Origin of the sequence: Pseudomonas paraeruginosa (assembly GCF_003025345.2) — a bacterium.
Lineage (GTDB): Bacteria > Pseudomonadota > Gammaproteobacteria > Pseudomonadales > Pseudomonadaceae > Pseudomonas > Pseudomonas paraeruginosa.
In genome coordinates this window covers 5,104,020-5,130,000 of sequence record NZ_CP020560.1, presented here as the reverse complement: position 1 = coordinate 5,130,000, position 25,981 = coordinate 5,104,020, and the positions used below count along the sequence as shown (strand labels likewise).

General features: G+C 65.3%; 17 protein-coding genes, 2 rRNA genes and 2 pseudogenes (1 of these 21 running past the window's edge). 13 read left to right on the top strand and 8 right to left on the bottom strand.

The genetic code is table 11. From position 1 onward, the window contains the following. The 5 genes and pseudogenes from B7D75_RS24290 to B7D75_RS24270 form a co-directional block, all read left to right on the top strand. A 23S ribosomal RNA gene (locus B7D75_RS24290) occupies positions 1-2,152 on the top strand; it begins 739 nt to the left of the window's first position. A 143-nt stretch (positions 2,153-2,295) separates the two neighbouring features. Next, a 5S ribosomal RNA gene (rrf, locus tag B7D75_RS24285) occupies positions 2,296-2,411 on the top strand. 146 nt (positions 2,412-2,557) lie between these two features. Further along, positions 2,558-3,265 (top strand): paraquat-inducible protein A, encoded by a 708-nt coding sequence (locus B7D75_RS24280; RefSeq protein WP_079262211.1) that lies wholly within the window; start codon positions 2,558-2,560, stop codon positions 3,263-3,265. Then, on the top strand, positions 3,252-3,872 hold the full coding sequence (locus B7D75_RS24275; protein WP_003157300.1) for a paraquat-inducible protein A: 621 nt from the start codon (positions 3,252-3,254) through the stop codon (positions 3,870-3,872). Before B7D75_RS24280 ends, B7D75_RS24275 begins: the two co-directional genes overlap by 14 nt. Continuing rightward, a pseudogene (locus tag B7D75_RS24270) lies at positions 3,865-6,170 on the top strand (MlaD family protein). Before B7D75_RS24275 ends, B7D75_RS24270 begins: the two are co-directional and overlap by 8 nt. A gap of 83 nt (positions 6,171-6,253) precedes the next feature. Here the strand turns inward: B7D75_RS24270 and B7D75_RS24265 are convergent. From B7D75_RS24265 to mksB, 5 genes are all read right to left on the bottom strand, one after another. Then, the gene (locus B7D75_RS24265; protein ID WP_034079934.1) at positions 6,254-7,792 is read right to left on the bottom strand and encodes an ABC transporter permease; all 1,539 of its coding nucleotides are present in this window, start codon (positions 7,790-7,792) and stop codon (positions 6,254-6,256) included. A gap of 20 nt (positions 7,793-7,812) precedes the next feature. After that, positions 7,813-8,820 (bottom strand): iron ABC transporter substrate-binding protein, encoded by a 1,008-nt coding sequence (locus B7D75_RS24260; protein ID WP_034079930.1) that lies wholly within the window; start codon positions 8,818-8,820, stop codon positions 7,813-7,815. 111 nt (positions 8,821-8,931) lie between these two features. Continuing rightward, complete coding sequence (gene mksF, locus B7D75_RS24255) at positions 8,932-11,778, bottom strand: Mks condensin complex protein MksF (RefSeq protein ID WP_043098840.1); 2,847 nt, start codon at positions 11,776-11,778, stop codon at positions 8,932-8,934. Further along, on the bottom strand, positions 11,775-12,470 hold the full coding sequence (gene mksE, locus B7D75_RS24250; RefSeq protein WP_012077447.1) for an Mks condensin complex protein MksE: 696 nt from the start codon (positions 12,468-12,470) through the stop codon (positions 11,775-11,777). Before mksE ends, mksF begins: the two co-directional genes overlap by 4 nt. After that, on the bottom strand, positions 12,460-13,758 hold the full coding sequence (mksB, locus tag B7D75_RS24245; protein WP_012077446.1) for an Mks condensin complex protein MksB: 1,299 nt from the start codon (positions 13,756-13,758) through the stop codon (positions 12,460-12,462). Before mksB ends, mksE begins: the two co-directional genes overlap by 11 nt. A gap of 297 nt (positions 13,759-14,055) precedes the next feature. On the opposite strand from mksB, the gene B7D75_RS24240 reads away from it, so the two are divergent. The 8 genes and pseudogenes from B7D75_RS24240 to can all read left to right on the top strand — a co-directional run bounded on the left by B7D75_RS24240 (position 14,056) and on the right by can (position 21,052). Beyond that, positions 14,056-14,658 carry a hypothetical protein gene (locus tag B7D75_RS24240; RefSeq protein WP_003149569.1) on the top strand — a complete coding sequence of 201 codons (603 nt, stop codon included), beginning with the start codon at positions 14,056-14,058 and terminating at the stop codon, positions 14,656-14,658. A 201-nt stretch (positions 14,659-14,859) separates the two neighbouring features. Beyond that, complete coding sequence (locus B7D75_RS24235) at positions 14,860-15,906, top strand: DUF6160 family protein (RefSeq protein WP_003149571.1); 1,047 nt, start codon at positions 14,860-14,862, stop codon at positions 15,904-15,906. A 1-nt stretch (position 15,907) separates the two neighbouring features. Beyond that, positions 15,908-16,927: a hypothetical protein gene (locus B7D75_RS24230; protein ID WP_058135844.1), complete on the top strand. Its 1,020-nt coding sequence runs from the start codon at positions 15,908-15,910 to the stop codon at positions 16,925-16,927. A gap of 30 nt (positions 16,928-16,957) precedes the next feature. After that, positions 16,958-17,494 (top strand): DUF6160 family protein, encoded by a 537-nt coding sequence (locus B7D75_RS24225; RefSeq protein ID WP_034079928.1) that lies wholly within the window; start codon positions 16,958-16,960, stop codon positions 17,492-17,494. 127 nt (positions 17,495-17,621) lie between these two features. Beyond that, a complete protein-coding gene (locus B7D75_RS24220) occupies positions 17,622-18,452 on the top strand; it encodes a protein TonB (RefSeq protein WP_033997531.1) in 831 nt (276 codons plus the stop codon). Then, the gene (gene rimI, locus B7D75_RS24215) at positions 18,449-18,901 is read left to right on the top strand and encodes a ribosomal protein S18-alanine N-acetyltransferase (RefSeq protein WP_012077442.1); all 453 of its coding nucleotides are present in this window, start codon (positions 18,449-18,451) and stop codon (positions 18,899-18,901) included. Before B7D75_RS24220 ends, rimI begins: the two co-directional genes overlap by 4 nt. 200 nt (positions 18,902-19,101) lie before the next feature. Beyond that, positions 19,102-20,343 (top strand): annotated as a pseudogene (locus tag B7D75_RS24210) (C69 family dipeptidase). Positions 20,344-20,404: 61 nt separating this feature from the next. Further along, positions 20,405-21,052 carry a carbonate dehydratase gene (gene can, locus B7D75_RS24205; protein WP_012077439.1) on the top strand — a complete coding sequence of 216 codons (648 nt, stop codon included), beginning with the start codon at positions 20,405-20,407 and terminating at the stop codon, positions 21,050-21,052. Positions 21,053-21,128: 76 nt separating this feature from the next. Here the strand turns inward: can and B7D75_RS24200 are convergent, their stop codons facing one another. From B7D75_RS24200 to B7D75_RS24190, 3 genes are all read right to left on the bottom strand, one after another. Next, entirely contained in the window at positions 21,129-23,357 is a 2,229-nt protein-coding gene (locus tag B7D75_RS24200) for a TonB-dependent receptor (protein WP_034079924.1), read from the bottom strand. Between the two features lie 191 nt (positions 23,358-23,548). Further along, on the bottom strand, positions 23,549-25,408 hold the full coding sequence (locus B7D75_RS24195; protein WP_003156877.1) for a DEAD/DEAH box helicase: 1,860 nt from the start codon (positions 25,406-25,408) through the stop codon (positions 23,549-23,551). 242 nt (positions 25,409-25,650) lie between these two features. Next, positions 25,651-25,854: a hypothetical protein gene (locus B7D75_RS24190; protein ID WP_033976173.1), complete on the bottom strand. Its 204-nt coding sequence runs from the start codon at positions 25,852-25,854 to the stop codon at positions 25,651-25,653. Positions 25,855-25,981: the final 127 nt, after the last annotated feature.

Sequence of the window (25,981 nt, the reverse complement as noted above, 5' to 3'; positions counted from 1 at the left end):
AAAGGTAGGGGATGACTTGTGGATCGGAGTGAAAGGCTAATCAAGCTCGGAGATAGCTGGTTCTCCTCGAAAGCTATTTAGGTAGCGCCTCATGTATCACTCTGGGGGGTAGAGCACTGTTTCGGCTAGGGGGTCATCCCGACTTACCAAACCGATGCAAACTCCGAATACCCAGAAGTGCCGAGCATGGGAGACACACGGCGGGTGCTAACGTCCGTCGTGAAAAGGGAAACAACCCAGACCGCCAGCTAAGGTCCCAAAGTTGTGGTTAAGTGGTAAACGATGTGGGAAGGCTTAGACAGCTAGGAGGTTGGCTTAGAAGCAGCCATCCTTTAAAGAAAGCGTAATAGCTCACTAGTCGAGTCGGCCTGCGCGGAAGATGTAACGGGGCTCAAACCACACACCGAAGCTGCGGGTGTCACGTAAGTGACGCGGTAGAGGAGCGTTCTGTAAGCCTGTGAAGGTGAGTTGAGAAGCTTGCTGGAGGTATCAGAAGTGCGAATGCTGACATGAGTAACGACAATGGGTGTGAAAAACACCCACGCCGAAAGACCAAGGGTTCCTGCGCAACGTTAATCGACGCAGGGTTAGTCGGTTCCTAAGGCGAGGCTGAAAAGCGTAGTCGATGGGAAACAGGTTAATATTCCTGTACTTCTGGTTACTGCGATGGAGGGACGGAGAAGGCTAGGCCAGCTTGGCGTTGGTTGTCCAAGTTTAAGGTGGTAGGCTGAAATCTTAGGTAAATCCGGGGTTTCAAGGCCGAGAGCTGATGACGAGTCGTCTTTTAGATGACGAAGTGGTTGATGCCATGCTTCCAAGAAAAGCTTCTAAGCTTCAGGTAACCAGGAACCGTACCCCAAACCGACACAGGTGGTCGGGTAGAGAATACCAAGGCGCTTGAGAGAACTCGGGTGAAGGAACTAGGCAAAATGGCACCGTAACTTCGGGAGAAGGTGCGCCGGCTAGGGTGAAGGATTTACTCCGTAAGCTCTGGCTGGTCGAAGATACCAGGCCGCTGCGACTGTTTATTAAAAACACAGCACTCTGCAAACACGAAAGTGGACGTATAGGGTGTGACGCCTGCCCGGTGCCGGAAGGTTAATTGATGGGGTTAGCGCAAGCGAAGCTCTTGATCGAAGCCCCGGTAAACGGCGGCCGTAACTATAACGGTCCTAAGGTAGCGAAATTCCTTGTCGGGTAAGTTCCGACCTGCACGAATGGCGTAACGATGGCGGCGCTGTCTCCACCCGAGACTCAGTGAAATTGAAATCGCTGTGAAGATGCAGTGTATCCGCGGCTAGACGGAAAGACCCCGTGAACCTTTACTGTAGCTTTGCACTGGACTTTGAGCCTGCTTGTGTAGGATAGGTGGGAGGCTTTGAAGCGTGGACGCCAGTTCGCGTGGAGCCATCCTTGAAATACCACCCTGGCATGCTTGAGGTTCTAACTCTGGTCCGTGATCCGGATCGAGGACAGTGTATGGTGGGCAGTTTGACTGGGGCGGTCTCCTCCTAAAGAGTAACGGAGGAGTACGAAGGTGCGCTCAGACCGGTCGGAAATCGGTCGCAGAGTATAAAGGCAAAAGCGCGCTTGACTGCGAGACAGACACGTCGAGCAGGTACGAAAGTAGGTCTTAGTGATCCGGTGGTTCTGTATGGAAGGGCCATCGCTCAACGGATAAAAGGTACTCCGGGGATAACAGGCTGATACCGCCCAAGAGTTCATATCGACGGCGGTGTTTGGCACCTCGATGTCGGCTCATCACATCCTGGGGCTGAAGCCGGTCCCAAGGGTATGGCTGTTCGCCATTTAAAGTGGTACGCGAGCTGGGTTTAGAACGTCGTGAGACAGTTCGGTCCCTATCTGCCGTGGACGTTTGAGATTTGAGAGGGGCTGCTCCTAGTACGAGAGGACCGGAGTGGACGAACCTCTGGTGTTCCGGTTGTCACGCCAGTGGCATTGCCGGGTAGCTATGTTCGGAAAAGATAACCGCTGAAAGCATCTAAGCGGGAAACTTGCCTCAAGATGAGATCTCACTGGGAACTTGATTCCCCTGAAGGGCCGTCGAAGACTACGACGTTGATAGGCTGGGTGTGTAAGCGTTGTGAGGCGTTGAGCTAACCAGTACTAATTGCCCGTGAGGCTTGACCATATAACACCCAAACAATCTGACGATTGTGTGTTGTAAGGTGAAGTCGACGAACCGAAAGTTCGCATGAACCGCAAACACCTTGAAATCACATACCTGAATCCGGATAGACGTAAGCACAAGCAAACGGATATCCAACCGAATTGCTTGACGATCATAGAGCGTTGGAACCACCTGATCCCTTCCCGAACTCAGAAGTGAAACGACGCATCGCCGATGGTAGTGTGGGGTCTCCCCATGTGAGAGTAGGTCATCGTCAAGCTCCTATCCCAAAACCCCTGGCCAGCAATGGCCGGGGGTTTTGCTTTGGCGCGCGGAAAAGTGGCAGGCGAGCGGCGCCGCGGAGGATAATCGAAAAACTTCGAGAGCTGCCGGGCGGCGTACTTCCGAGGCCTTCAGGGGCGCGATTTGCACGGTGCGCTCGTCTACAATAGCCGACAAATCCAGCCGAGCTCATTCATGTCCGATACCGATGTCCGTGGCCTGCAGGATCTTCCCCTGGAAGAACTGGTCGCCTGCCACGAGTGCGACCTGTTGATGCGCCGGGAGCCTCTCGGTCCGGGCGAGAAGGCCAATTGCCCACGTTGCGGCTTCGAACTGGCTGCCCATCGCCATCAATGGAAACGCCGTTGCTTCGCACTGGTTCTGACGGCGCTCTTCCTTTATATCCCGGCCAACTTCCTGCCGATCATGAATCTCAGCCTGCTCGGCCAGACCCGCAGCGACACGGTCTGGACGGGTGTCCTCGGTCTCTATGACAGCGGCATGCAGGGCGTCGCCATCCTGGTATTCCTGTGCAGCATGGTGATTCCGCTGATCAAGCTGCTCTGCCAACTGCTGGTGATGATCAGCGTGCGCTTCGGCATTGCCCGGCATACCGGCATGCTGCTCTATCGCGGCTATCACCACTTGCGCGAATGGGGGATGCTGGAGGTCTATCTCATGGGCATTCTGGTATCCATCGTCAAGCTGGTCGACATGGCCGACCTCAGCCTGGGTATCGGCCTGGCCTGCTTCGTGGCACTGCTGTTCACCCAGGTCTGGCTGGAGGTCACCATGTCGCCGCACCAGGTGTGGGAAGCGCTGGGAGGCGAGGACGACGATGCGCGCCCTTGATGCCGGGATCCTGGTGTGCGGCGAATGCCACCAGTTGAATCGTGCCGACGCGAGCGAACACCCACGCTGCAGCCGCTGCGGCGCGACGCTGCACGCCCGGCGCCCGAACAGCCTGACGCGGACCTGGGCGTTGCTGATCACCGCGGCGATCCTCTACATCCCCGCCAACCTGCTGCCGATCATGACGGTCAACCTCTTCGGCAGCGGGATGCCCGCCACCATCATGGAGGGCGTGGTCGAACTGGTGCACGCCGACATGTTCCCGATCGCCATGGTGGTGTTCGTCGCCAGCATCCTGGTGCCGACCTTCAAGCTGGTGGGCATCGCCCTGCTCCTCTACTCGGTGCAGCGGCACCAGCCGATGTCGGCACGCCAACGGATCCTGATGTACCGTTTCATCGAGTGGATCGGGCGCTGGTCGATGCTCGATATCTTCGTCATCGCCATCCTCGTGGCGCTGGTGAACTTCGGCAACCTGGCGAGCATCGAGGCCAACCTCGGCGCCGCCGCCTTCGCCAGCGTGGTGGTACTCACCATGCTGGCCGCCGTGACTTTCGATCCCCGGCTGATCTGGGACAATACCAATCTGGATGACGAGAATGACTGATCTGCCAAGTCCGAAGAAACACAAGACCTCGAACTGGTCGGCGATCTGGGTGCTGCCGCTGGTGGCCCTGGCGATCGGCGCCTGGCTGGCCTGGCGTGCCTTCGACCAGGCCGGGGTGGACATCCAGGTCCGCTTCGAGAGCGGCGACGGGATCCAGGCCAACAAGACCGAGGTGCTGTACAAGGGCATCTCGGTGGGCAAGGTGACCGACCTGCATGTCAGCAAGGACATCAAGGGTGTGGTCGCGACCATCGAGATCAAGAAGGAAGCCCAGGAATACCTGAGCAAGGACACCCGCTTCTGGCTGGTCAAGCCGCGCGTTTCCCTGGCTGGCGTCACCGGCCTGGAAACCCTGGTATCCGGCGTCTACATCGCGGTCGATCCGGTGAAGGGCGAGAAGGAAGAACGCTACTTCACCGCGTTGAAGGAGCCGCCACCCCTTTCCGACAAGCTGCCCGGCCTGCACCTGACCCTCAAGGCCGATCGCCTGGGCTCCCTGGAGCAGGGCAGCCCGGTGTTCTACCGGCAGATCCAGGTCGGCCAGGTGAAGAGCTTCCAGCTCGGCGACGACCAGCGCACCATCGAGATCAAGGTGCATATCGAGCCGGCCTACGCCGACCTTGTGCGCAAGCACACGCGATTCTGGAACGCCAGCGGCATCTCCATTTCCGGCGGCCTGTCCGGCTTCAAGGTGCACAGCGAGTCGCTGCTGACCCTGGTTGCCGGCGGTATCGCCTTCTCCACTCCGGAGAACCGTGCCGATAGCCCGCCCACCGATCCGAGCAAGCCGTTCCGCCTGTACGATGACTACGACGCGGCCCAGGCCGGTCTGCGCGTGAAGCTGAAGATGAACGACGTCAGCGGCATCGATCCGGGTCGCACGCCGGTGATGTTCAACGGCGTGCAGGTCGGCCTGGTCAAGTCGATCGACATGGGCAAGGACTACAGCAGCGCCACCGCCGACCTGGCGATGGATCCGCGGGTCGAGGACATGCTGCTCGAAGGCACCGAGTTCTGGACCGTCAAGCCGAGCATCTCGCTGGCCGGGATAACCGGTCTCGAAGCTCTGGTCAAAGGCAACTACATCGATGTGCGCTTCGCCAAGAGCGGTGCGCCGAGCCGTGAGTTCACCATCCGCCCGAAAGCGCCGCCGCTGAACACCGACGCGCCCGGCCTGCACCTGGTGCTGACCAGCGACAAGCTCGGCTCGATCGATATCGGCGCGCCGATCCTCTACCGCCAGGTCCGCGTCGGCAGCGTGCAGAGCTACCAGCTCTCGCGTGACCGCCAGCGGGTGGTGGTGGGCGTGCACATCGAGCCGGAGTACGCACACCTGGTGAACACCTCGACGCGCTTCTGGAACTCCAGCGGGATCACCCTGACCGGCAACCTAAGTGGCGTGCAGGTGAAGAGCGAGTCGCTGCAGACCCTGATCACCGGGGGATTTCCTTCGACACCCTGGATCCGAAGGCGCCGACCGTGACCAGGGTGCGCCGCTTCACTCTCTTCGACAGCGAGGAGGCGGCCATGGCCCGTGGCGTGGAGATCCAGTTGAGCATCGACAACGCCGACGGCCTGCATGAAGGCACGCCGATCCGCTTCAAGGGCCTGGACATCGGCAAGATCGAAAGCGTCGAGCTGAATCCGGACCTCTCCGGGGTGCTGATGAAGGCTCGCCTGACTTCCGCCGGCGAGCGCGTCGCCCGCAGCGGAACCCGCTTCTGGGTGGTGCGTCCGGCGCTCGGCCTGTTGCGTACCGAGAACCTCGGTACCCTGGTCAGCGGCCCCTATATCGAGGCGCTGCCGTCGAGCACGCCGGGCGAGCGCCAGGCACGCTTCCAGACCCTCGCCGAAGCGCCCAACCTGCTGGGCCGGGAAAGCGGCCTGCGGTTGACCCTCAGCGCGCCGCGCAAGGGCTCGATCAAGCCGGGCAACCTGGTGACCTACCGGCAGATACCGGTGGGTAAGGTGATCGACCTCGCCCTCGGCCAGCAAGCCGACCGGGTGCTGATCGACATCCTCATCGAGCCGCGCTACGTCCCGCTGGTGCGTACCGGCAGCCGCTTCTGGAATGCCAGCGGCTTCGGCGTCGACGCCAGTCTGTTCAAGGGCCTGTCGCTGCGCACCGAGTCGATGGAGGCGCTGATGGAGGGCGGCATTGCCTTCGCCACCCCGAACAATGCGCAGATGGGTGAACCGGCCAAGCCGGGGCAGACCTTCGCCCTGTTCGATTCGGCCAACGACGAGTGGCTGGAGTGGGCGCCCAAGATTCCTCTGAAGGAAACCGCCCGCCGCTGATGGTCGGACCGGCAAAAAGAAACGCCGCTTACCTGGGTAAGCGGCGTTTTCGTTCATGCATGCCTGCTGGTGGGGAATGGATGTCAGTGAGCGCTGAGATGCGCCCGGGTGGTCAGCAGGTACACCGGCAAGCCGGAGATCAGGATCAGCAGCGCGGCGTAGGGCGCGGCGGCAGCGTACTCCAGGTTGGCGGTGTGCACCCAGACCGAGGTGGCCAGGGTCGACAGCCCGGTGGGGCCGAGCACCAGGGTGGCGGTCAGCTCCTTCATGGTATCGAGGAAGACCAGGACGAAGCCGGCGCCGATGGCCGGCGAGATGATCGGCAGGGTGATGCGCAGGAAGGCCATCAGCGGCGTCTGGCCGAGGGTGCGGGCGGCTTCCTCCAATTGCGGCGAGGCCTTTTCCAGGGCCACGCGGATCGGCGCCTGGGTCAGCGGCATGAACAGCAGGGCGTAGGCGACCAGCAGCAGGCCGGTGGTCTGGTAGGTGGCCGGCAGGTAGTGCAGCGAGAAATACACCAGCGACAAGGCGATCACCAGGCCCGGCAGCGCCTGCAGGAGGTATGGCAGGCGCTGGGTCCAGCGTGCCAGGGCGCCAGGGTAGCGCACCACCAGGATGCTCACCGGCAACGCCAGCAGGCAACTGAGCAGGGCCCCGCCGAAGGCCAGCGACAGGGAGGAGAGCAGGGTCGAGGCGATTTCCATCAGCGGGAAGCTGGCCGAGGTGCCTTCGTACAGCCAGTAGCCGAGCATCACCAGCGGGATGCCGGTGCCGACGATCACCAGCGCCACCAGCAACGCCTGGAGCGGCCATTTCCCCAGCCCTAGGCGAACCCGCTCGGCCTGTCGCGCGCTGCCCTGGCCGGTGCGCACCAGGCGGCCGCGGCCGCGCATGCGCAACTCCAGCCAGAGTAGCAGGAAGCACAGCGCCAGGAGCACCGAGGAGAGCATCGCCGCGGTGGCGTTGCTGAATTCCAGTTCGAACTCCTGATAGATGGCGGTGGTGAAGGTCTGGTAGCGCAGGATCGACAGCGCGCCGAATTCCACCAGCATGTGCAGCGCCACCAGCAGCCCGGTGGCGGCCAGGGTCGGGCGCAGCAGCGGCAGGGTGACCCGCAGGAATACCTGGCGCCGCGACAGGCCGAGCATCCGCGCCGACTCCTCCAGGGAAGGATCGATGCCGCGCAGGGTCGCCGCCACCGGCAGGTAGACCAGCGGGTACTTGGACATGGTCATGACCAGGATGGCGCCGCCGAGGCCTTCGTACATCGGGCTCAGCGAAACCCAGGTGAAGCTGCTGACGAAGGCCGGGATGGCGAACGGCAGGCACAGCACCACGTTCCAGAAGCGCCGCGCCGGCAGGTCGCTGCGCTCCACGCACCAGGCCAGGGCCAGGCCGAGCAGGGCGCTGAGCAGGGTCACGCCGAGCATCAGCCACAGGGTGTTGCCTAGCAGGCGGAACACGTAGGGACGCCAGAGCAGTTGCCAGGCTGTATGCCAGCCGGCGTCCCAGGCCTTGGCCGCGACGTAGAGCAGCGGCAGGCTGGCCAGCAGGGCGAGGAGCAGGACCGGCGGGAGCAGCCAGAACGGCGTTCGTCGGCGCGAGCCCGTGCGCAGGGGCACGGGCGTGGAGGCGGCGCCGATCAATTCAGGCCAACGTCGCGTTCGAGACTGAGGGCCTCGCTGGCCTCACCCAGGTCGGCCGGGGTCAGTTTCGGTGGGTCCAGCTCGGCGAACGGCTTCAGCGCCGGATCGGCCTGCATGCCCTTGCGCATCGGGTACTCGGCGGATTGGCTGAGAATCGCCTTCTGGCCTTCCTCGCTGAGCATGAAGGCGACGAACTGCTGGGCTTCCCTGGGGTGCTTGCTGGACTTGAGCACCGCGGCGCCGGAGACGGTGACCAGCGCGCCCGGGTCCTGGTTGCCGAAGTAGTGCAGGCGCGAGTTCAGCTCGCCCTTTTCCTTCTTCAGGGTGTACCAGTAGTAGTTATTGATCAGCGCCATGTCGACCTCGCCGTTCTCCACGGCTTTCATGGCGGTGACGTTGTTGGTGTAGATCGAGCCGAAGGCCTTCAGGCCGGTCAGCCAGTCCTCGGCTTCCTCCTGGCCCTTGAGTTTGATCACCGCGGCGACCTGCTCGAGGAAGGCGCCGCTGGTGGGCACGAAGCCGAAGCGGCCGGACCAGGACGGATCGGAAAGATCCATCAGGCTCTTCGGCAGGTCCTTCTCGTCGATCTTCTTCGGGTTGTAGGCCAGTACCCGGGTGCGGGCGGTAATACCGATCCAGTCGCCGTTGGCGCCGGCGTGCTCCGGCTCGACCAGGGCCAGGGTTTCTGGCTCCAGCCTGGCCAGCAGGCCGGCGCTGGCCAGGCGGATCAACGGTGGCGATTCCTCGGTGTAGAGCACGTCGGCCGGCGAGCGTTCGCCTTCCTCGGTGATCTGGCTGGCGAGCTGGCCATCTCCGCCCTTGCGGATCTTCACCTGGATGCCGGTCTTGTCCTGGAAGGCCTTGGCGATGGCGATACCGGTGGCGGCGTGCTGGCCATTGTAGAGAGTAAGGGTGACGGGATCGGCCGCCGCATTGAGGGAAAGCGAACCGAGCAGGCACGCCAGGGCGGCGTGGCGGAAACGGTTGAGAAGTCGAACAGGCATGGATTCTCCCCGTGGGCTACAAATGCGAATGTAACCAATTATATCTTCGCGGGGGCTCCGGGCCTACCGGAAAAGTCCACGGCCCCGTCGAGCGGGGCCGTGGCAGACGCTTCACGCCGGTTCGCCGGCTTCCTCCGGCTCGCTGGCTGCGCGGGTTTCGCCGCTGGCGGCGGTATCGCGGCGACGGATGTATTTCCAGTCGGCTTCGTCGATATAGATGCCGTTCGGACCGCTACCGCCTTCCAGGTCGATCGCCACGTGTGCGGAAACCTGTGGCTTCACGCTCGCCAGGATCGGCACGAAGCCCAGTTGCAGGCTGGTCTCCAGCAGTGCGGCCTGGTTGCGTTCGTCGATGTCCGCCGCCTCGTCGAGGTAGTAGGGCAGGCGCACGCGCCCGGCCTGCTCGCGGTCCATCAGGTGCAGCAACAGGTACATGTTGGTCAGCGCCTTGATGGTCATGGTGGTGCCGTTGGAGGCGGCGCCGTCGATGTCGGTATGCATGATCGGCTGGCCGTTGACCTTGGTGATCTCGAAGGCCAGTTCGAACAGGTCCTTCAGGCCCAGCTGGTTGTGGTTGGCGGCGACCAGGCGCGCCAGGTATTCCTTGGCCTCCTCGTTCTTCGCGTCCTGCTCGGCGCTCTGGGTCAGGTCGAACACCGAGAGGTTCTCGCCCTCCTCGTACTGGCCGGCGCTGTGGATGATCTGATCGATGTGCTTGAGCGCATCCTTGTTCGGCGCGAGGACGATGCGGAAGCTCTGCAGGTTGGAGACCTGGCGCTTGTTGATCTCGCGGTTGAACAGGGCCAGCTGGTGTTCCAGGTTGTCGTAGTCGCTGCGGATGTTGCGCAGGGTCCGGGCGATGTCGGTGACCGCCGCGCGGCGCGCCTTGGCCAGGGTCAGGGCCTCGTCCTGGCGATGCGCGTAGGCGTTGATCAGCAGCTTCAGGCGGCGTTCGGTGTCGTCCTCGCTGTCGAACTTGGCGACGCCCTTCAGGCGCACCTGTGCGTACAGCGCCTCGATCTGCCCGTCGATGCGCTGCAGAGCCTGCCAGGTGTCCTGGTAGTCGTTGAGCAGTGGCAGCAGGTTGTCCAGCGAGTCGTCCACCGGCTCCATGAACGGCGTGCCGAAGGGCAGGTCGGCCGGGAGCAACTGGCGACGGCGCAGGGCATCTTCCAGGGTGCGTTCCTTGGCCTCCAGGTCGCCCAGTTGCCGGGCCACCAGTTGCAGGCGCGCGGAGAGCTGCTGGACGCGCTCGGCGAAGGCGTCGCTGGAGCGCTTGAGTTCGTCCTGGGACGCCTCCAGCTGGGCCAGTTCGGCGAGCTTCCCGGGCTCCTCGGCGGTCAGCGTCTGGGTGCGACGGAAGTCTTCCAAGGCCTTCTGCGCGTCCAGCACGTCCTGGTACAGCTTTTCCGCCTGGGCCTTGCTCGCGGCGCGGTCGGCGGCGACGCTCTGCTGGGTCTTGAGCTGCTTCAGCTCCTTCTCCAGGCGCTCCTTCTGGTCGCGCAGGGCGGCGCGGTCGGCCAGGGCCTGCAACGCCGGCGGCTCGATGTGCGACAGGTCGATGCTCAGGCCAGGGGCTTCGAAATGCTCGCCCTTGAAGTGGTCGAGGATGGCTTCGACGCTCTTCACCCAGACGTCGCCGTCATCCAGGCTCACCCCGTTCTCGCCCAGCGGCAGGCTGAACAGCGCGCCGTTGAACAGGCGCATCAGGCGCTCCACGTCCTGCTGGCTGAACTCTTCGCGCAGGCGTGCGTAGCTGTTGTTGTCGGCGTGCTCGAGTTGCTGGCGGACGCTCTTCAGGCGTTTTTCCAGGTCGCGCAGGCGCTCTTCCAGATCTTCGCTGGAGAACTGCCGCGAATGGGCCAGGGCCCCGGCCAGTTCATCGTGGGCGTCCTTGGCGGCGAGCAGCTGCTGTTCGAGGACCTTGGCGTCGTCGACCAGGGCGAAACGGGTCTTGAGCACCGACAGCTCGCCGAGCCAGCGCTGGATGCCGGCGATCTCGCGCTCCAGGCGCATCAGCTCCTGGGTGCCGCCGCGCTGTTCGTTCTGCAATCCGTCCTGTTCGGCGCGGTACTGCTCATGCTGGATCAGCAGTTCCTCGCGGCGTGCGCCCGCATAGTCGTGCCAGGTGCCGAGCAGGCTGTCGAGCAGCGGCGAGAGGCGGTGCATCTTGCCGCGCAGCACGTCGCGCTGGGTCACGCCATTGGCCAGGGCTTCCACCAGCGGGCCGGCGGCGACCAGCGCCTGGTAGTCCTGCTCCATCCGCCGCACGTCGCGGAAGGCTTCCTCGCAGGCGGCGATGTAGTCGACGTTGCCCGAGCGCAGGCTGTGCTCGAAGGCGTCGAGGAACAGCTGCTTGAGCTTGGCCGCGGTGATCTCGCGCATGTGCAGCAGGTTGATGAACAGCGAGCGGAAGGTCTTCAGGCTCTGCTCGCTGGTGGAGCGCAGCGGGATCATGGTCAGGTCGAGCGGGATCGAGGTATGCCCGCCGACCAGCAGACGGCGGAGCTCTTCCGGCTTCACCTCGTAGGCCTTGATGCCTTCACGCTCGAGGTTGGCGAACAGCTCGCGCTGGCGCAGGCAGGTGCCGTTCTTCTGGTAGTGGTCCAGGCTCAGCTCGCCGGCGTAGGCGAAGAACTGGTGGCCGAAGCCGCCACCCGGGCCGCGCCCGGCCACGCCGATCACGTGCGGACCGTGGGGCAGCATGAGTTCGAGGAGGATGTAGCTGGTATCCGAGGCGAAGTAGAAGCGCCGCGACTGCTCCATGCTGTACTTGCCGAAGCTCATGTCCGACAGGCGGGCAAGGATCGGGAACTGCAGGGCGTTGATCGAGGCGCTCTTGCCCAGGTTGTTGGCGCCGTAGATCGACAGCGGGTTTTCCAGCGGGAAGATGCCCAGGCTGTAGCCGGCGGTGTTGAGCAGGGCGAAGCGGCGGATGCCGTAGCGGGTCTGGCTCATGCGTCAGCCTCCTGTTGCGCGTGTTCTTCGGCGATGGCGCGGGCGAGGGCGTCTTCCTCGCTCTCTTCGGCCAGTTCTTCGTCGCTGGCCATCAGCGCTTCGATCTCGCCGTCATCGACCAGCACCGGGGTCTGCAATGGCAGGTCGGCATGCAGGCTGGCGGACAGGTTGCGGTCCTGCTGCACCGACAGGCAGACGTCGAGGAAACGGTGCATCGGCGGCATGAAGCGGTACACACCGTTGTCCTCGGAGGCGAAGCCGAGCTGGGTCAGGCGGCGCATGACTTTCTCTTCCAGTTCTTCCTGGGTCTGCACTTCGGCCTGGAGGAACAGGTCGCGGTATTTCTCCAGCAGCGGCGGCAGTTCCTCGCGACCGATGCTGCCACCGTCCAGCACGGACAGCGGGTCGCGGCCCTGGTCGGCGAGATGCTCGACGAGGATGAAGGTGAACAGCGCCAGGCGCTGGGCGGTCTTGTTGACCTGGGCGCCGACCTGCTCCGGGACGAAGTAGTAGAAGCCGCGGGTGTCGCAGACCAGTTCGAAGCCCATGGCGCGGAACAGGCCGCGGTACTGGTCCTGCTGCGAGGACAGCTGGGTGTACAGCTCCGGGTCGCGGTGGCTGATGTGGTAGCCCTTGAACAGTTCGCGGAAGATCGGCGCGAGCTGGGTCAGTTCGGAGAGGTCAAGATGCATGGGGTTCGCTCGCGGAAAGGGTGTCTGCGTCCCTGGCCTGACCCTTGTCCTTGGCGGCGGGATTCAGGGCGAAGGAGCAGAGGCTGACGCAATGTTCGGTGGTTTCGTACTCGCGGCGCTGCAGGCGCTCGCGCTGGAAGCGCGCGTCGCGCGACAGCCGGGAGAACCAGTAGAGCAGTTCGTCGGTGGCGCCGTCCGGCTCCTGGGCCAGCAGCCACTGCATGAGGTCCGGCAGCGGCAGCGCCGCCTGGCAGCGCTCGATCATCTCGCGCGCGGTGCGCGGCGGTCGCGCCGGCCCGTTGCTCTTGCGCGGGCCGCTGGACTTGGGGAACTGCGCCGGCTTCGGCTCGAAGCGGGCGAGGGCGAAGACGTAGCTTTCGACTTGCGAGGCGGTGCCGAGGAAGGTGCTCTGCGGCCGGGTGAACAGCGGCATCGCCGCCTGCGGCACGGCGTCCAGGCCCTTGCGCCGGATCGCCGCCAGCGCCAGGGCGGCGCCGCGGGTCACGGCGTTGTGCCGGCGTGCCTCTTCGCGCAGCGGCAGCAGCAGTTCGCGGGCGCGGCGCAGGGTCAGCTGGGCGTTGGTCTGCATTTCCAGGATGCGCGCATGGGTGCGCAGCACCAGGTCGTCGTCGACCAGGTGGCCGAGCCGCTGCTGTTCGCCGAGCAGGCGCAGCAGGACCTGCTCGACCCGCCGCACGCCCTGCTCGAAGGCGCCGTCGGCGCTGACCAGCTGGATCATCGGCTCGACGTACTCGTCCCAGGTCGCCAGGACCTCGGCGTAGCGCTGCGCCAGGGGAATCTGCCGGTCGCTGGTCTTGGCCCGCTCGGCCACGCCGATCAGCGCCTGCTCGTCGTTGCCGAGCTTCTTCAGGACGTCGCGCACGCGCATGTCGAGCAGCCGCAGCTGACGCGCCAGGTCCTGGCTGTCGCGGGTCTCGAAGGCGTCCTGGATATAGCCGGCGAGGCGCTCCAGGTGGCGCAGGTAGGCTTCGATCTCCAGGCACAGGCCGAGGCGGTGCTCGTGGCGCAGATAGGCGAGGAAGTCGTGGATCTGCGCGTTCAGCTCGAAACGGTTGGGGCTCTTGGCCACCGGGACCAGGATGTCCAGGCGGATCCACTGGTCGAGCAGGGCGGTGATTTCCGCCGGATTGCTTTCCGGTAACTGGGTGTTCAGCTGGCTGCGCAGCTCCGCCAGGCTCAGGGTGCCGGCATCGAAGCGCTCGCAGAGAGGCTCGAGCAGGGCCCAGTGTTCGGCAAGCGCACGCAGTACGCGTCGGGGGTCGATCATCGGGAGGGCCGGTCCGTGGAAAAAGCACCGATTGTACTGCAAAGGCGCGGCGGACGCAGACGCCGCCGATGAGTGCGCCCGCCGTCGTCGGCGGCTCTGCGCCGCCGCTGGCGGAGGCCCTGCCGGCGACTGCCGGCATAGGTGGCGCCTGGCCACTATTCGGGTGTCGAAAAACGGCAGTTTATGACCGCGCTAGGGTATTCCTGCCCCGCCTGGTCCGGGGAATGGGGCTGCCGGGGGCTGGCACGCTTTCTGCTGAAGCCCCCTGGCCTGTTTATTCCAAATGAATGCCGACTCTTGAACGACGCCGCCTACGCCGAGGCCCGCTGGGCCGAACTGCAGAACCAGGGTGACCTTGCCTGGGACCTGGATGCCATCACCAACCGCAGCGAGGCGATCGCCTTCCTCAAGCGTTTCGAGAACCGCCTGTGCATCTATTCCGCCTACGTCGAGAAGCTCTACAGCAACTACAGCTTCGTGATTCCCGAGAGCGACCATGGCGGCATCACCATCCTGCCCAGCGAGCAGGCCTGGCACGACACCTTCCACGACATCCCGCTGGCCGCGGTGGAACCCACCGGCATCCACATCCTGCCGGGCGAGACCATGGGCTATCGTGGGCTGTACCTGAAGATTCCCGGCGAGCACCGCCTGGTGGCGTCGAAGGAGCTGCCGTTCCAGGAGGGGCTGAAGCTGCTGATCCAGCGCTACCAGGCCCACGACGATGTGTTCCTGCCGATCCTGGTCAAGGGCGACCTGCGCGAGTACGAGGCGCGCATGCCCTCGCTGCATCTGCACCGGATCAATCCCGCCCGTCTCGGCGCTCACTCCCTGCTCAGCCTCAACGCCATCAAGGGCGCCATCGCCGACCATCTGATCGGTCTGTTCCGCCAGCAGTGAAGGGCCGGCGTTACCCGTGTGACGATGGGTAACATCCGCCTCGGCGGGACGACCGCTCGTCCGCCGCGCCAGTCGCGGCGAACGCGTCGTTCGGCGGTTTTTCTCGACTATGGGTCGGCCCCGATTCGCCCGGGGCTTTCTATAGTGACTACAGGTCGCAATGCCTTCGCTGTGGCCACGAGAAGAACAAGAGGTGTGCCCATGTCCCGTCGTCTGCCCTTCCTGCTGCGTTGCGCGCTGTTCTGCGGCGTCGCTCTCCTGGCCACGACCGCCCAGGCGCGGATGGAGTCACTGGACGACGAGCAGCTCTCCGACGTGGTCGGCCAGGCCTTCATCAACCTGACCACCGACGCCGCCAACGGGCTGAACTTCACCCGCATCAACTTCGGCGCCGACATCGAGACCCAGCTGAACATGAAGAAGCTCCAGCTGGGCCAGTACAACCGCGCCGGCGAGGCCGCCGGCAGCGCCGACATCGCCATTGACAACTTCGCCCTGGGCACGGTCAACGACGCCACCGGGGCGATCAACCCGTTCCTCATCAGCAACCCCTACATCGAGTTCGCCTACGACGGCAACAGGATGGTCGGCATCCGCATCGGTTTCGGCGAGGCCAAGGGCTACCTCTCGGGCGACATCAAGAGCCTGACCGGCAACGTGCCGGTGGACCTGTACGGCACCGGCAGCCAGCTGGGCGGCAGCATTTCCTGCGGCCTGCTGGCCCTCGACTGCCTGGCGGCGAAGACCGCCATCACCCTCACCGGCAGTTCCCAGTACACCGCCCAGGCCGAGCTGGTGAACAGTTCCGGCAACCCGGATCCGATCCGCGCCACCATGATCGGCCTGAAGAACGGCACGGCGCTGGACATGCACGACAGCACCATCATCGGCAGCCTGGTGAACGTCCTGCTGCCATTCCTGACCTCCAACGACTGCAAGCTGATGGGCGCCCAGACCTGCTTCAACCTCGCCCAGTACCAGTCGTTCCCGATCGGCACCGTGGATCCGAACAATTCGCAGAAATTCATCGACTCGTCGAAAGGCTTCTTCATCTCGATGCAGAGCCAGAACGTCCAGTGGCGCGACCAGCAGGATCCGTCCAAGCTGGTCGCCGCGCTGGCCGGCGCCTTCCTCAACATGTCGCGCAACGCCGATGGAACGGCACCGATCAAGGTCGACTTCGGGCAGGCCTTCAATGGCATCCCACGGCAGGACACTTGCCTGGGCGGCCTCAACAAGGGCTGCTGAGATGAGCCGCGCCTATCTGCTCGCGGCCCTGCTGGCCGCGCCCTTCGCCCATGCCGAGATGACCGCCCTCGACGACGAGCAACTGTCGGACGTGCAGGGCGCCGGCATCGGCTTCGTCCTCGACAACGCCATGCTCGACGGCAACAAGGCCACCGTCGCGATCAACGGCGTGACCAACACCAGCACCGGGCAGAACGTGCCGATCACGGTGAAGGAGCTGTACCTCGCCGCCACCGGCAGCGACAAGGGCAGCGCCCTGGCGCCGGTGACCCTGGGTCGTCTCAATTTCCCGTTCAAGCTGAACCTGGCCAAGGGCTCGGTACTGACCACCCAGCTCGACGACGGCCGGCTGGTCAGTACCCTGCCGGACAACGCGGACGTGATCGAGCTGGCCTTTCCCAGCCTGGTCAACGGCGCCGGCGGCCAGCCGTGCATCGCCGGCTACGCAGGGGCCGGCAGCAACTGCTCGAGCCGCGCCGGCGAGAAGGTCGACGCCGGCATCCGCTTCGACTTCGGCGTCACCTCCACGCGCACCGACGTGCTCAACCTGGATTTCTCCGAACTGGCGATGGACGGCTCCTACCTGCGCTTCTGGGGCGCCAACGCGCGCAGCCAGTTGGTCGGCGAGATGCGCCTGAACCTCTACGCCAAGACCTTCGAGATCATGTCCTGCGGCGCCGGCTCGCCCAGTTGCGTCAGCGCCGCCGAGCAGGCCGCGCGCACCGTCTACCTGACCAATGCCTACGCCAGCGTCGCGCTGGGCTACGGGAAGTCGCAGCCGTTGCTGTTCTCGGTCACCGCCGACGGCAACTTCACCTTCGAATTGCCCCAGCTGACCCTGGCCAACGCCGCCGACTTCTACGCCAACGCGCCGCGCACCAGCCTGGTGATCGAGAACCTCAATATCGGTGGCACCCGGCCGGGCTACGGGCAGGTGCCCACCGGCGGCTACGACATGGGCCGCAACGAGATTTCCGGGCTCAGCTTCAACTACCTGAAGGTGACGTCGCACAACCTCTGAGGTGGCGGCGCGAAACGAGGCACACAGCACATGGCCAGGCAGACTCATCCACAGGCAGGCGGCATCGGCATCCTCGCGGCGCTGGCGCTGCTGTTCAGCGCCTCGGCCGGGGCCGAGCTGCGCTCGCTGGGCGATAGCGACCTGGGCGACGTGGTCGGCCAGGCCGGGATCAGCATCAGCGCCTCGCTCAATCTCCAGGAAAATCCTTCGCAGACCCGCTGCGCCGGCGGCTGCGGCGCGCGCCTGGCGATCCAGCCGGCCGGCAGCGGCAACAACTACCTGGTGATCGACGACATCAGCGGCAAGTTCAGCTTCGACGAAGTCACCCTGGACGTGGTGACCATCAAGGACGGCTTCGGCGGCGACGGCGCCGCCTTCAACCGCCCGGTGCTGCGCGTCGGCCTGAAGGACACCAGCTTCCAGGACCTGCGCTTCACCATCGCCGGTGCCAACAAGGCGCGCGGCACCGACCCCGGGCTGGTGCAGACCAACCTGGTCAGCGCGCGCATCGACGGCACCCTGAAGCTGCAGGGCAACGTCAACATCTTCACCGTCGCCCCGCGCTGAGCGACGAACCGTCGCCCGACGGGACAAAGCCGCTCCGCCGAGGTCGAAGAACCGTTATCATGGCCAGCCTGAACGCCGGGGGATGCCAGCATCTCCCGCGCATCGCCTATTTGCCGGTGCCCGAGACTTGATCGAAGAACAGCGTCGCCGCGCCTTCCTGGGCGCGATGCAGATAACCAGCTGGCTGCCCCGCCAGCCGTTGCCGTTCGCCGCGCCGTCGCGGCTGGAACTGCTGGAGACTCCATCGCGGGAGGAGCCGGTGGTGTCCGCGCGTGCCGCGGTCGACCTGCCACAGGCCCGCGTGCCGCAGGCCGAAGCGCCGACCGCCGCTTCGAGCGTGGCGCCCGTCGTGCCGGCGGAGGGCCGGGGGATTCCGATCAGCCTGCCGAAGCCGGGCGCCCCGGCGGCGAAGAAGGCCGAGCCGCTCGCGCCGGTGGAGGAAGCCCCGGCCGAGCCGCCGGTCGTCCAGGCGCCGCCGCCGCGTTTCGCTCTGCAACTGTTGCAGGCCGGGCCCTGCGCCCTGCTGGTCGAACTGCCCACCGGCGAGCCCTTCGCCAGCCGCGATCCGGGCTACCTGCTGCTGCGCGACCTGCTGCGCGCCGCCGGCCTGCCGGACAGCCCGCGGCTGATCGGCGAACCGGTGCGCTGGCCGCTGCTGGCGCGCGGCAATCTCGACCAGGGCCCGCAGGCGGCCCTGGAGTTCGTCCAGAGCTTCGTCGCCGCGCGCCTGGAAGAGGGCGAGCGCAGCCGCTGCCTGTGGCTGGTCGGCCTGCCGGCGATCCGCTTCGCTGGCGAGGGCGACGAGGGCAGCCTGTTCCGCGAGCTGCAGGTGGAGGGCCTGGGCGCCGCCTGGGCGGTTCCGGGCCTGGAAACCCTCATGGAAGAGCCCGCCCTCAAGGGCGAGCTATGGCGCGCCATGCGTCGTGTCCGTCAGCGCTGGTCGAGCGAGATTCAATGAGCGATGCGATTTCCTTCCGCCCGATGACCGAGGCGGACCTCGATGCCGTGCTGAAAATCGAATACGCCGCCTTCAGCCATCCCTGGACCCGCGGCATCTTCAGCGAAGGCCTGAAGAACTATCGTTGCTGGCTGATGTTCGAAGGCAGCCAGCAGGTCGGTCACGGGGTCATCCAGATCATCCTCGACGAGGCGCACCTGCTGAACATCACGGTGAAGCCGGAGAGCCAGGGTCGTGGCCTCGGCCTACGCCTGCTCGAGCACCTGATGCGCGAGGCAGCCGGACACCAGGCCCGCGAGTGCTTCCTCGAAGTGCGTGCCTCCAACCAGGCCGCCTACCGCCTCTACGAGCGCTACGGCTTCAACGAGATCGGCCGCCGCCGCGACTACTACCCGGCGGTCGGCGGTCGCGAGGACGCCCTGGTGATGGCCTGCACCCTGCTCGATTGAGCCATGCTCCGCTGCGCTACTGGCAACTAGCTATCACATGGGGTAGCTAGCTGGCCTTCTGGCACCGTCGTACCCTTACCAGCGTTCCGATTCTCGCCTGCATGCCGCAGGCAGGTCCCTTCACGTGGCAGCCCTTCGCGGGAATGCGAAGTCAGGTCGACAGTGGCCGGTGGCAGGATGCGCAGACTGGAGCTTCCCCCATGTGCGACACCCTGATCCTTCGCCACCAGGGCCAGACCTGGTTCGCCAAGAACAGCGATCGCGAGCCCGCCGAACCGCAGCGCCTGTTGCGCCTGCCGGCGGTGCGCAACGATCCGGAAGCGCGCCTGCGCACCACTTACCTCGACATCCCCCAGGTCGCCCGGCGGCATGCGCTGGTGATCAGCCAGCCGAGCTGGATCTGGGGCGCGGAGATGGGCGTCAACGAACACGGCGTGGCGATCGGCAACGAAGCGGTGTTCACCAGGCTGACCCGCCAGCGCGGCGCCGCGCTGCTCGGCATGGACCTGCTGCGTCTGGGCCTGGAACGCGGCGCCAGCGCCCGCGAGGCGCTGGAGGTGATCACCGGCCTGCTGCAGCGCTACGGCCAGGGTGGCCCGGCCGGCTACCGCGACAAGCGCTTGCGCTACGACAACAGCTTCCTCATCGCCGACCCCGGTGAGGCCTAGGTACTGGAAACCGCCGGCAACCTGTGGGCGGCGAAGAAGGTCGAGCGCTGGGCCATCTCCAACGCCCTGACCCTTGGCCACGAGTTCGACCTGTGCAGCCGCGACCTCGAAGACCAGGCGCGCCGCCAGGGCTGCTGGGACGGCCGCGGCGACTTCCACTTCGCGCGGGTCTTCGACACCCGCCTGCTGCCCTGGGTCGGCGGCGCGCACCAGCGCTGCCGGGTCAACCAGCGCTTCCTCGACAGCCTGCCCGGCGAGCCGGACTGGCATGCGCTGTTCGCCGCGCTGCGCCACCACGGCCCGCGCGGCGATCATTTCAGTCGCCACAACAATCGCCAGGTGTGCATGCACGCCGGCGGTTTCTGGCGGCCCTCGCAGACCACCGCCAGCCTGGTCGCCCGCTTGCGCGACGACGGCCCGCTGCTGGCCGCCAGCGGTACTTCGGCGCCGTGCCTGGGACTGTTCCAGCCGCTGTCCTTCGATCCGGCCTCCGGCGCCGCCGTGCTCAGCCAGCCGCGCGACGCGGTGCAGGACTCGCCCTGGTGGCGCTTCGAGGCGGTGCATCGCCGCGCGCTCCGTGACCGCGCCTTCCGCCAGGCCTTGCGCAGCGGCCGCGACTGGCTGGAGCGGGAGCTCTTCGCCGGCCTCGAGCGGCCCGACTGGCAGCGCCTGGCCGAGGACGCCGCCGCCTGGCACGCCAGTTGGCAGGAACAGGCCGCCGCCGCGCAGCCGCTGGCGCAACCGCGCTGGTGGCGCAGCCACGCCGCGTTGTGACGCTTGTCAAACGGGCGCCGCCTTCCGTAAGGTGCTGCACCGGTCAAACGAGGGGCATGCCATGAGCGACTTGCAGCAACTGTTCGAGAACAACGTCCGCTGGGCCGAAGCGATCAAGCAGGAAGACCCGGACTTCTTCGCCAAGCTGGCCCGCCAGCAGACCCCCGAATACCTCTGGATAGGCTGCTCCGACGCGCGGGTGCCGGCCAACGAGATCGTCGGCATGCTGCCCGGCGACCTGTTCGTCCACCGCAACGTCGCCAACGTCGTGCTGCACACCGATCTCAACTGCCTGTCGGTGATCCAGTTCGCCGTCGACGTGCTCAAGGTCAAGCACATCCTGGTCACCGGTCACTATGGCTGCGGCGGCGTGCGCGCCTCCCTGCACAACGACCAGCTGGGCCTGATCGACGGCTGGCTGCGCAGCATCCGCGACCTCGCCTACGAGTACCGCGAGCATCTGGAACAGTTGCCGACCGAGGAGGAACGCGTCGACCGCCTCTGCGAGCTCAACGTGATCCAGCAGGTGGCCAACGTCAGCCACACCAGCATCGTCCAGAATGCCTGGCACCGTGGCCAGCCGCTGTCCGTGCACGGCTGCATCTACGGGATCAAGGATGGCCTGTGGAAGAACCTCAACGTCACGGTCAGCGGCCTCGACCAGTTGCCGCCGCAGTATCGCTTGAGTCCGCTGGGAAGTTGCTGCTGAGAGGCGCGGCGGTGCCAGCCATGGTCACCGCCTCGCTCCGATCGGCCCCCTCTCCCTTCGGGGAGAGGGGAGAGCTTCAGAACTCCACGCTATACGTCAGGCTGTAGGTGCGTCCCCGCCCCTTGTAATCGAACAGCCCCGCTGGCGCGAGTCCGCCGTAGTAGACCTGGGCGCGCTGTCCCCAGACCGTGGTGTAGTCCTTGTCCAGCAGGTTCTGGATACCCGCGGTGAGGCTGCCCACCGGCAGCGCCTGGGTGCCGAGCAGGTCGAACAGCGCGTAGCCGTCGATCTTGTTGCCCGCCTCGTCGTTCAGGTTGAAGGTGCGCACGCCCTGTAGGCGCAGGCTGCGCTGGTCGTCCTTCCAGCCGACGAAGGCGCCGGCCTTGGACGGGCTGGCCGAGGTCACGTCCTGCTTCAGCCAGCGGCCATCGACTTTCTCCTGGGAGCGGATGGCCAGGCCGTTGACGCCGACCTGCCAGTGATCGTCCAGCCAGTAGGTGGCCTGGCCCTCGAAGCCATAGTTGCGCTTCTTGGTGTCCTGCTGCAGCACCGCCAGGGTCTTCGAGTCGTACTTGATGCTCTTGTCCGACCAGGAATAGAACGCCGCCACCTGGGTATCCAGCGCACCGTCGGTGTGCCGCCAGCCCAGCTCGACCTGCTTGGTCTTGATCCCGTCCAGCGGCGAATCGTTCACGCTCACGCCCTGCAGCAGCGGATAGTGGCCGTTGCCGTCGGCTGCGCCGTAGCGCCCGAAGCCGTAGTACTTGGCCGGGTCCGGCAACTCGAAGCCTTCGCTGTAGTTGGCCCAGACCTGTTGTTGCTGGTTCAGCTTGTAGATGGCGCCGACGTTGACCAGGTTGACGTCGTAGTCCTTGCTCCCGCCCGGAACCGCGTCGGCGGACTTGCCGAGGCCGTTGGCGATGAGGATCTGCTGGTTCGCCGCGACGAAGTCGCTGACGTCGGTGCTCATCGACTGGCGCCGCACGCCGGCGCTCAGGGTCAGGTCATCGGTGGCCTTCCAACTGCCCTGGAGGAAGAACGCGCGGCTGTCGGTATCGATGTCCGGGTAGCGGCCCAGCTTGGCCTGCTCGCTGGCGACCAGCCCGCCGCTGGCGGCGGCGAGCGGCAGGTTGAAGAGCATCTGGTCAGAGGTGAACTTCTCCCGGTCCAGGTCCACCCCGTAGGTCAGGCTGACACGCTCCCAGGTCTTCACCAGGGCCAGTTTCATCCCATAGTAGTCGGTGTCCTGCTGCGAGGCGGAGTAGTAGGAGGTGCCGTAGTTGATCGCGCCGCTATTGTTGTAACGGATGGTGGGGAAGGGGTTGAAGGCCATCTTCTCGTTGCGGTAGTAGGCCTGCAGGTAGAGGTCGTGGCCCAGCACTTCCGGCGCGTGGTAGGTGGCGTTGAACTGGTGGCGCTTGCTCTCCGGCTCGCGGTCGAGGTCGACGCCGCCCTTGATCGAATAGGGCGCCCGTCCGCGCAGGGCGTCGAAGTTGCGCCCGAGATCGAGGCCGCGGTCGCCATCGTAGCCGGAGTCGTAGTACTGCAGGCCGAGATCGAGGCTGTGGCCATTGGCGAAAGTGAAGCCGAGGCTGCCCATCAGATCCACCGACCTGTTGTATTGCAGGTCGGTCTGGGTGATGTCGGTCAGCACCTGGTCGCCATTGCCGTCGTAGGCCGCGCCGTTCTTCTGGTAGGCGATGGCCAGGCGGCCGTTGAACAGATCATTGCCGCCGCTGATCGACTGCGCCGCGCGCAGGTCGTGGTCCTCGTGGCTCTGGAAGCCGCTGCGGGCGCCCAGTTCGGTGTTGAAGCGGGTGTCGCCGCCGACGCCCTTCCTGGTCACGATATTGATGATTCCGCCGGTGGCGCCGCCGCCATAGACCGCGCTGGCGCCGGACATCACCTCGATGCGCTCGATGTTGAACGGATCGATGGAGTCGAACTGCCGGCTGATGCCACGCGAACTGTTCAGCGACACGCCGTCGATCATTACCAGCACGCTGCGCCCGCGCAGGTTCTGGCCGTTGTTGGTGCGGCCCTGCGAGCCGATGTCCAGGCCCGGGATCAATTGCCCCAGCGCCTCTTTCAGCGGCACGCCGGCCTGGGTCTGCTGGTCCAGTTGCTCGCGCTCGATCACCCAGACCGTGCCGGGTAACTCGCTGATGCTGGTCGGCGCGCGCGAACCGATCACCACCATCTGCTGCTCCACCGGATCGGCGGCCAGCGTGGGAGCGGAAAACGAAGCGAACAGGGAGAGGGAAAGCGCCAGGGGAGCCGGGCGCGAAGGAATGGAGCGGGGCATGAGGGGTGTCCGATTTGCTGTTGTTTTGTCGACGGCAAAGCTAAACAAATTGATAATTATTATCAAATGATACGAACTGTTTCAGCGACCCTTGCCTGGTAGCCAAACAAGACGGCATGCCTGACGACGGGTCGGAAACGAGGGGCAGAAAAAGGCCGGCGACTGGACCAGTCGCGAGCCCGCCTACCCCCTCAGGCAAGCACTCCCCGCGCGACCCCTATCGCCTCTGCAACCCTCCCGGTGAATCCGGTGCCTTCCCTATAGGTCATCACCAAACGGTCGATCGCCCGCGTCATCGCCACGTAGAGCAGACGCGCCTCGTCGCTTTCGTCTTCGTTCGTCCTGGGCATCTCGTGCAGACCTGGAATCAGCACCAGGCCGAACTCCAGCCCCTTGCTGGAATGCATGCTGACCAGCTTCACCGAATCGCTGGCGCCGTAGAGGCTGGCGCGGCCCTGGGTGGAGAGGCCGGAGGCGCAGGGAATGCCGGCCTCCTGCAGGGCGCGCTCGGCGCGTTGGCCCTGGGTGTGGTGGCGATAGACGATGGCGATGTCGCTGAGCGCGCGGCCGTGGGCCTGGGCGTCGCGGATGCGTTCGACCAGGCACTGCCATTCCTTGCGTTCGCTGGCGCAGTGGATCAGTTCCGGGAAGGCGCCGCGGCGGCCGGCGCTTTCCGGGGCCAGGGTGGGAACGCCATCGTCGCTGTCCTCGCGAGCGGCGAGCAGGTCGTGGGCGAAGGCGCGGGCTACGCTGAGCACCTCCAGGGTGTTGCGGTAGTTGGTCCGCAGGATGGTGGTGCGGCCCTGGGCGCGGATGCCGACGCTGGCGAAGCTGAAGTCCAGGCGCCTGCCGCCCTTCGGCCGGTAGATCGACTGGGCGTCGTCGTAGAGCACCAGCAGCGAGCCGCTGTCGCCGTCGACCATGCGCACGGCCAGGCGGAACCAGTCGGGCTGGAAGTCGTGGCCTTCGTCGATGAGCACCGCCGCGTAGCGTGCGCCGGGAATGCGTCCGTCGTTCGCGCCGTCGACGGCCTGGCGGACCATGGTTTCCATCTTCTCGTTGACCGAGAGCGTCGCTCCGGGCAGCTCGAGACCGTGCTCGACCAGCAATTCCCGGCACCAGGCATGGAAGCTGCGCACCTTTACCTTGTCACCCAGGCCGCGCTCGACCATCAGCTGGTTGAGGCGCCCGGCCAGCGAGCGGTTGTAGCAGAGCACCAGGATCGGCTTGCTCGCCAGCGCCGCCAGGTGCTTGCAGCGGTAGGCCAGGATCATGGTCTTGCCGCTGCCGGCGACGCCGTGGATCACCCGGTGACCGTCGCCGAGGGAGCGGGCCAGTTGTTCCTGCTGCAGGTCCATGACCTTGATCAGGCTCGGCAGAGGCGCCTCGCTGGCGCTGAACAGGCCGAACTGCCCGGACTGCTGGCTGACCCGTACCTCGGGAAACAGGTGGTAGCGCACCCGGTCCAGCTGCTCCGGCGACAGCTGGCAGTGGAAGGGGTAGGGAAACAGGTCCCACAGGCGCTGCTGGAAGGCCTCGCTGTCTACCGACTCGGTCATTTCGTCCTGGAAGATCACCTTGTGCGGGTCGAGTACTTCGTGCAGGTCGGTCTGTTCGAACTGGCTGCGGGTAACGTTGCTGAGCACCACGCCGAAGCCGAAGGGCATCACCAGCTGGCCCGGCCGCGCGGCGCTCTCCGGCTGCTTCAGGGCGGCGTCCTTGCGCAGGGTCTTCACCACCTCGAAGGTATACTCGCGCGCCTGCTCCAGCGGATGCTTGTGGGTCCGCTCGCCAGCGCCGTCGCGGATCCGCGCCTGCGCCTTGTCCATGAAGGTGATCCGCTCCAGGCTCCAGTCCTTGACCTCCAGCACCAGCATGCCGCGCTGCGGATGGACCAGGATCACGTCGGGATGCAGGGCGTTGTCGCCGACCGGGACGTTGAACCAGCATAGGTAGTCGTCGTCGAGTTTCTTTTCCAGGCGTTCGGCGAGGCGCCGTTCGCCGGGGCTGTCGAAGCGACAGGCGTTGCGGGCGGGGAAGAACTGGGCCATGTCGATGCCTATCCTTGGCGTGCGTCGGGCACGGGTGAAGCGGGAACGGCGCCCTGGTCCGACCGCGCTCGCCGTGGCAACGAGCGCGAAGGAAAGCCCGGAGCGGAGCCCCGGACTCGAAAAGGCGCAAATACTGGCAGAGGGCTATTGATGCACAGATCGCCACGCCTTTCCAGGCTCAGCGGGCGAGGTGTCGGATCCAGATCAGGTAGTTGGCGCACCGGCTTCGACGTGCTAGCCGCTCAGATCGCATCCGAGTCGATCCGCGCCCTCAGCGATGCCGGTGCACGCACGCAGACTTCGGTGACCTGGCTGTCGTTCGGCCCGAAGATCAGCTCGATACCTTCGTCGCGCAACTGCTGGAGCAACGTGTGTTCGTCACCGTCGCTGGCCAGCTTGAGGGTGACGATGTCACCTTCCCTGCGTTTCCAGATATGCACCTGCATGGGGACTTCTCCCTTGGGCTGACGGAAACACCCATTACTTCACAGGGGAAAGGGGGACGTCAGTCAGGGAATTCTGATTTTTGCAGAGGTGGATATTCCCAAGTTTTCCGGGAAGAGGGAGCGGGAT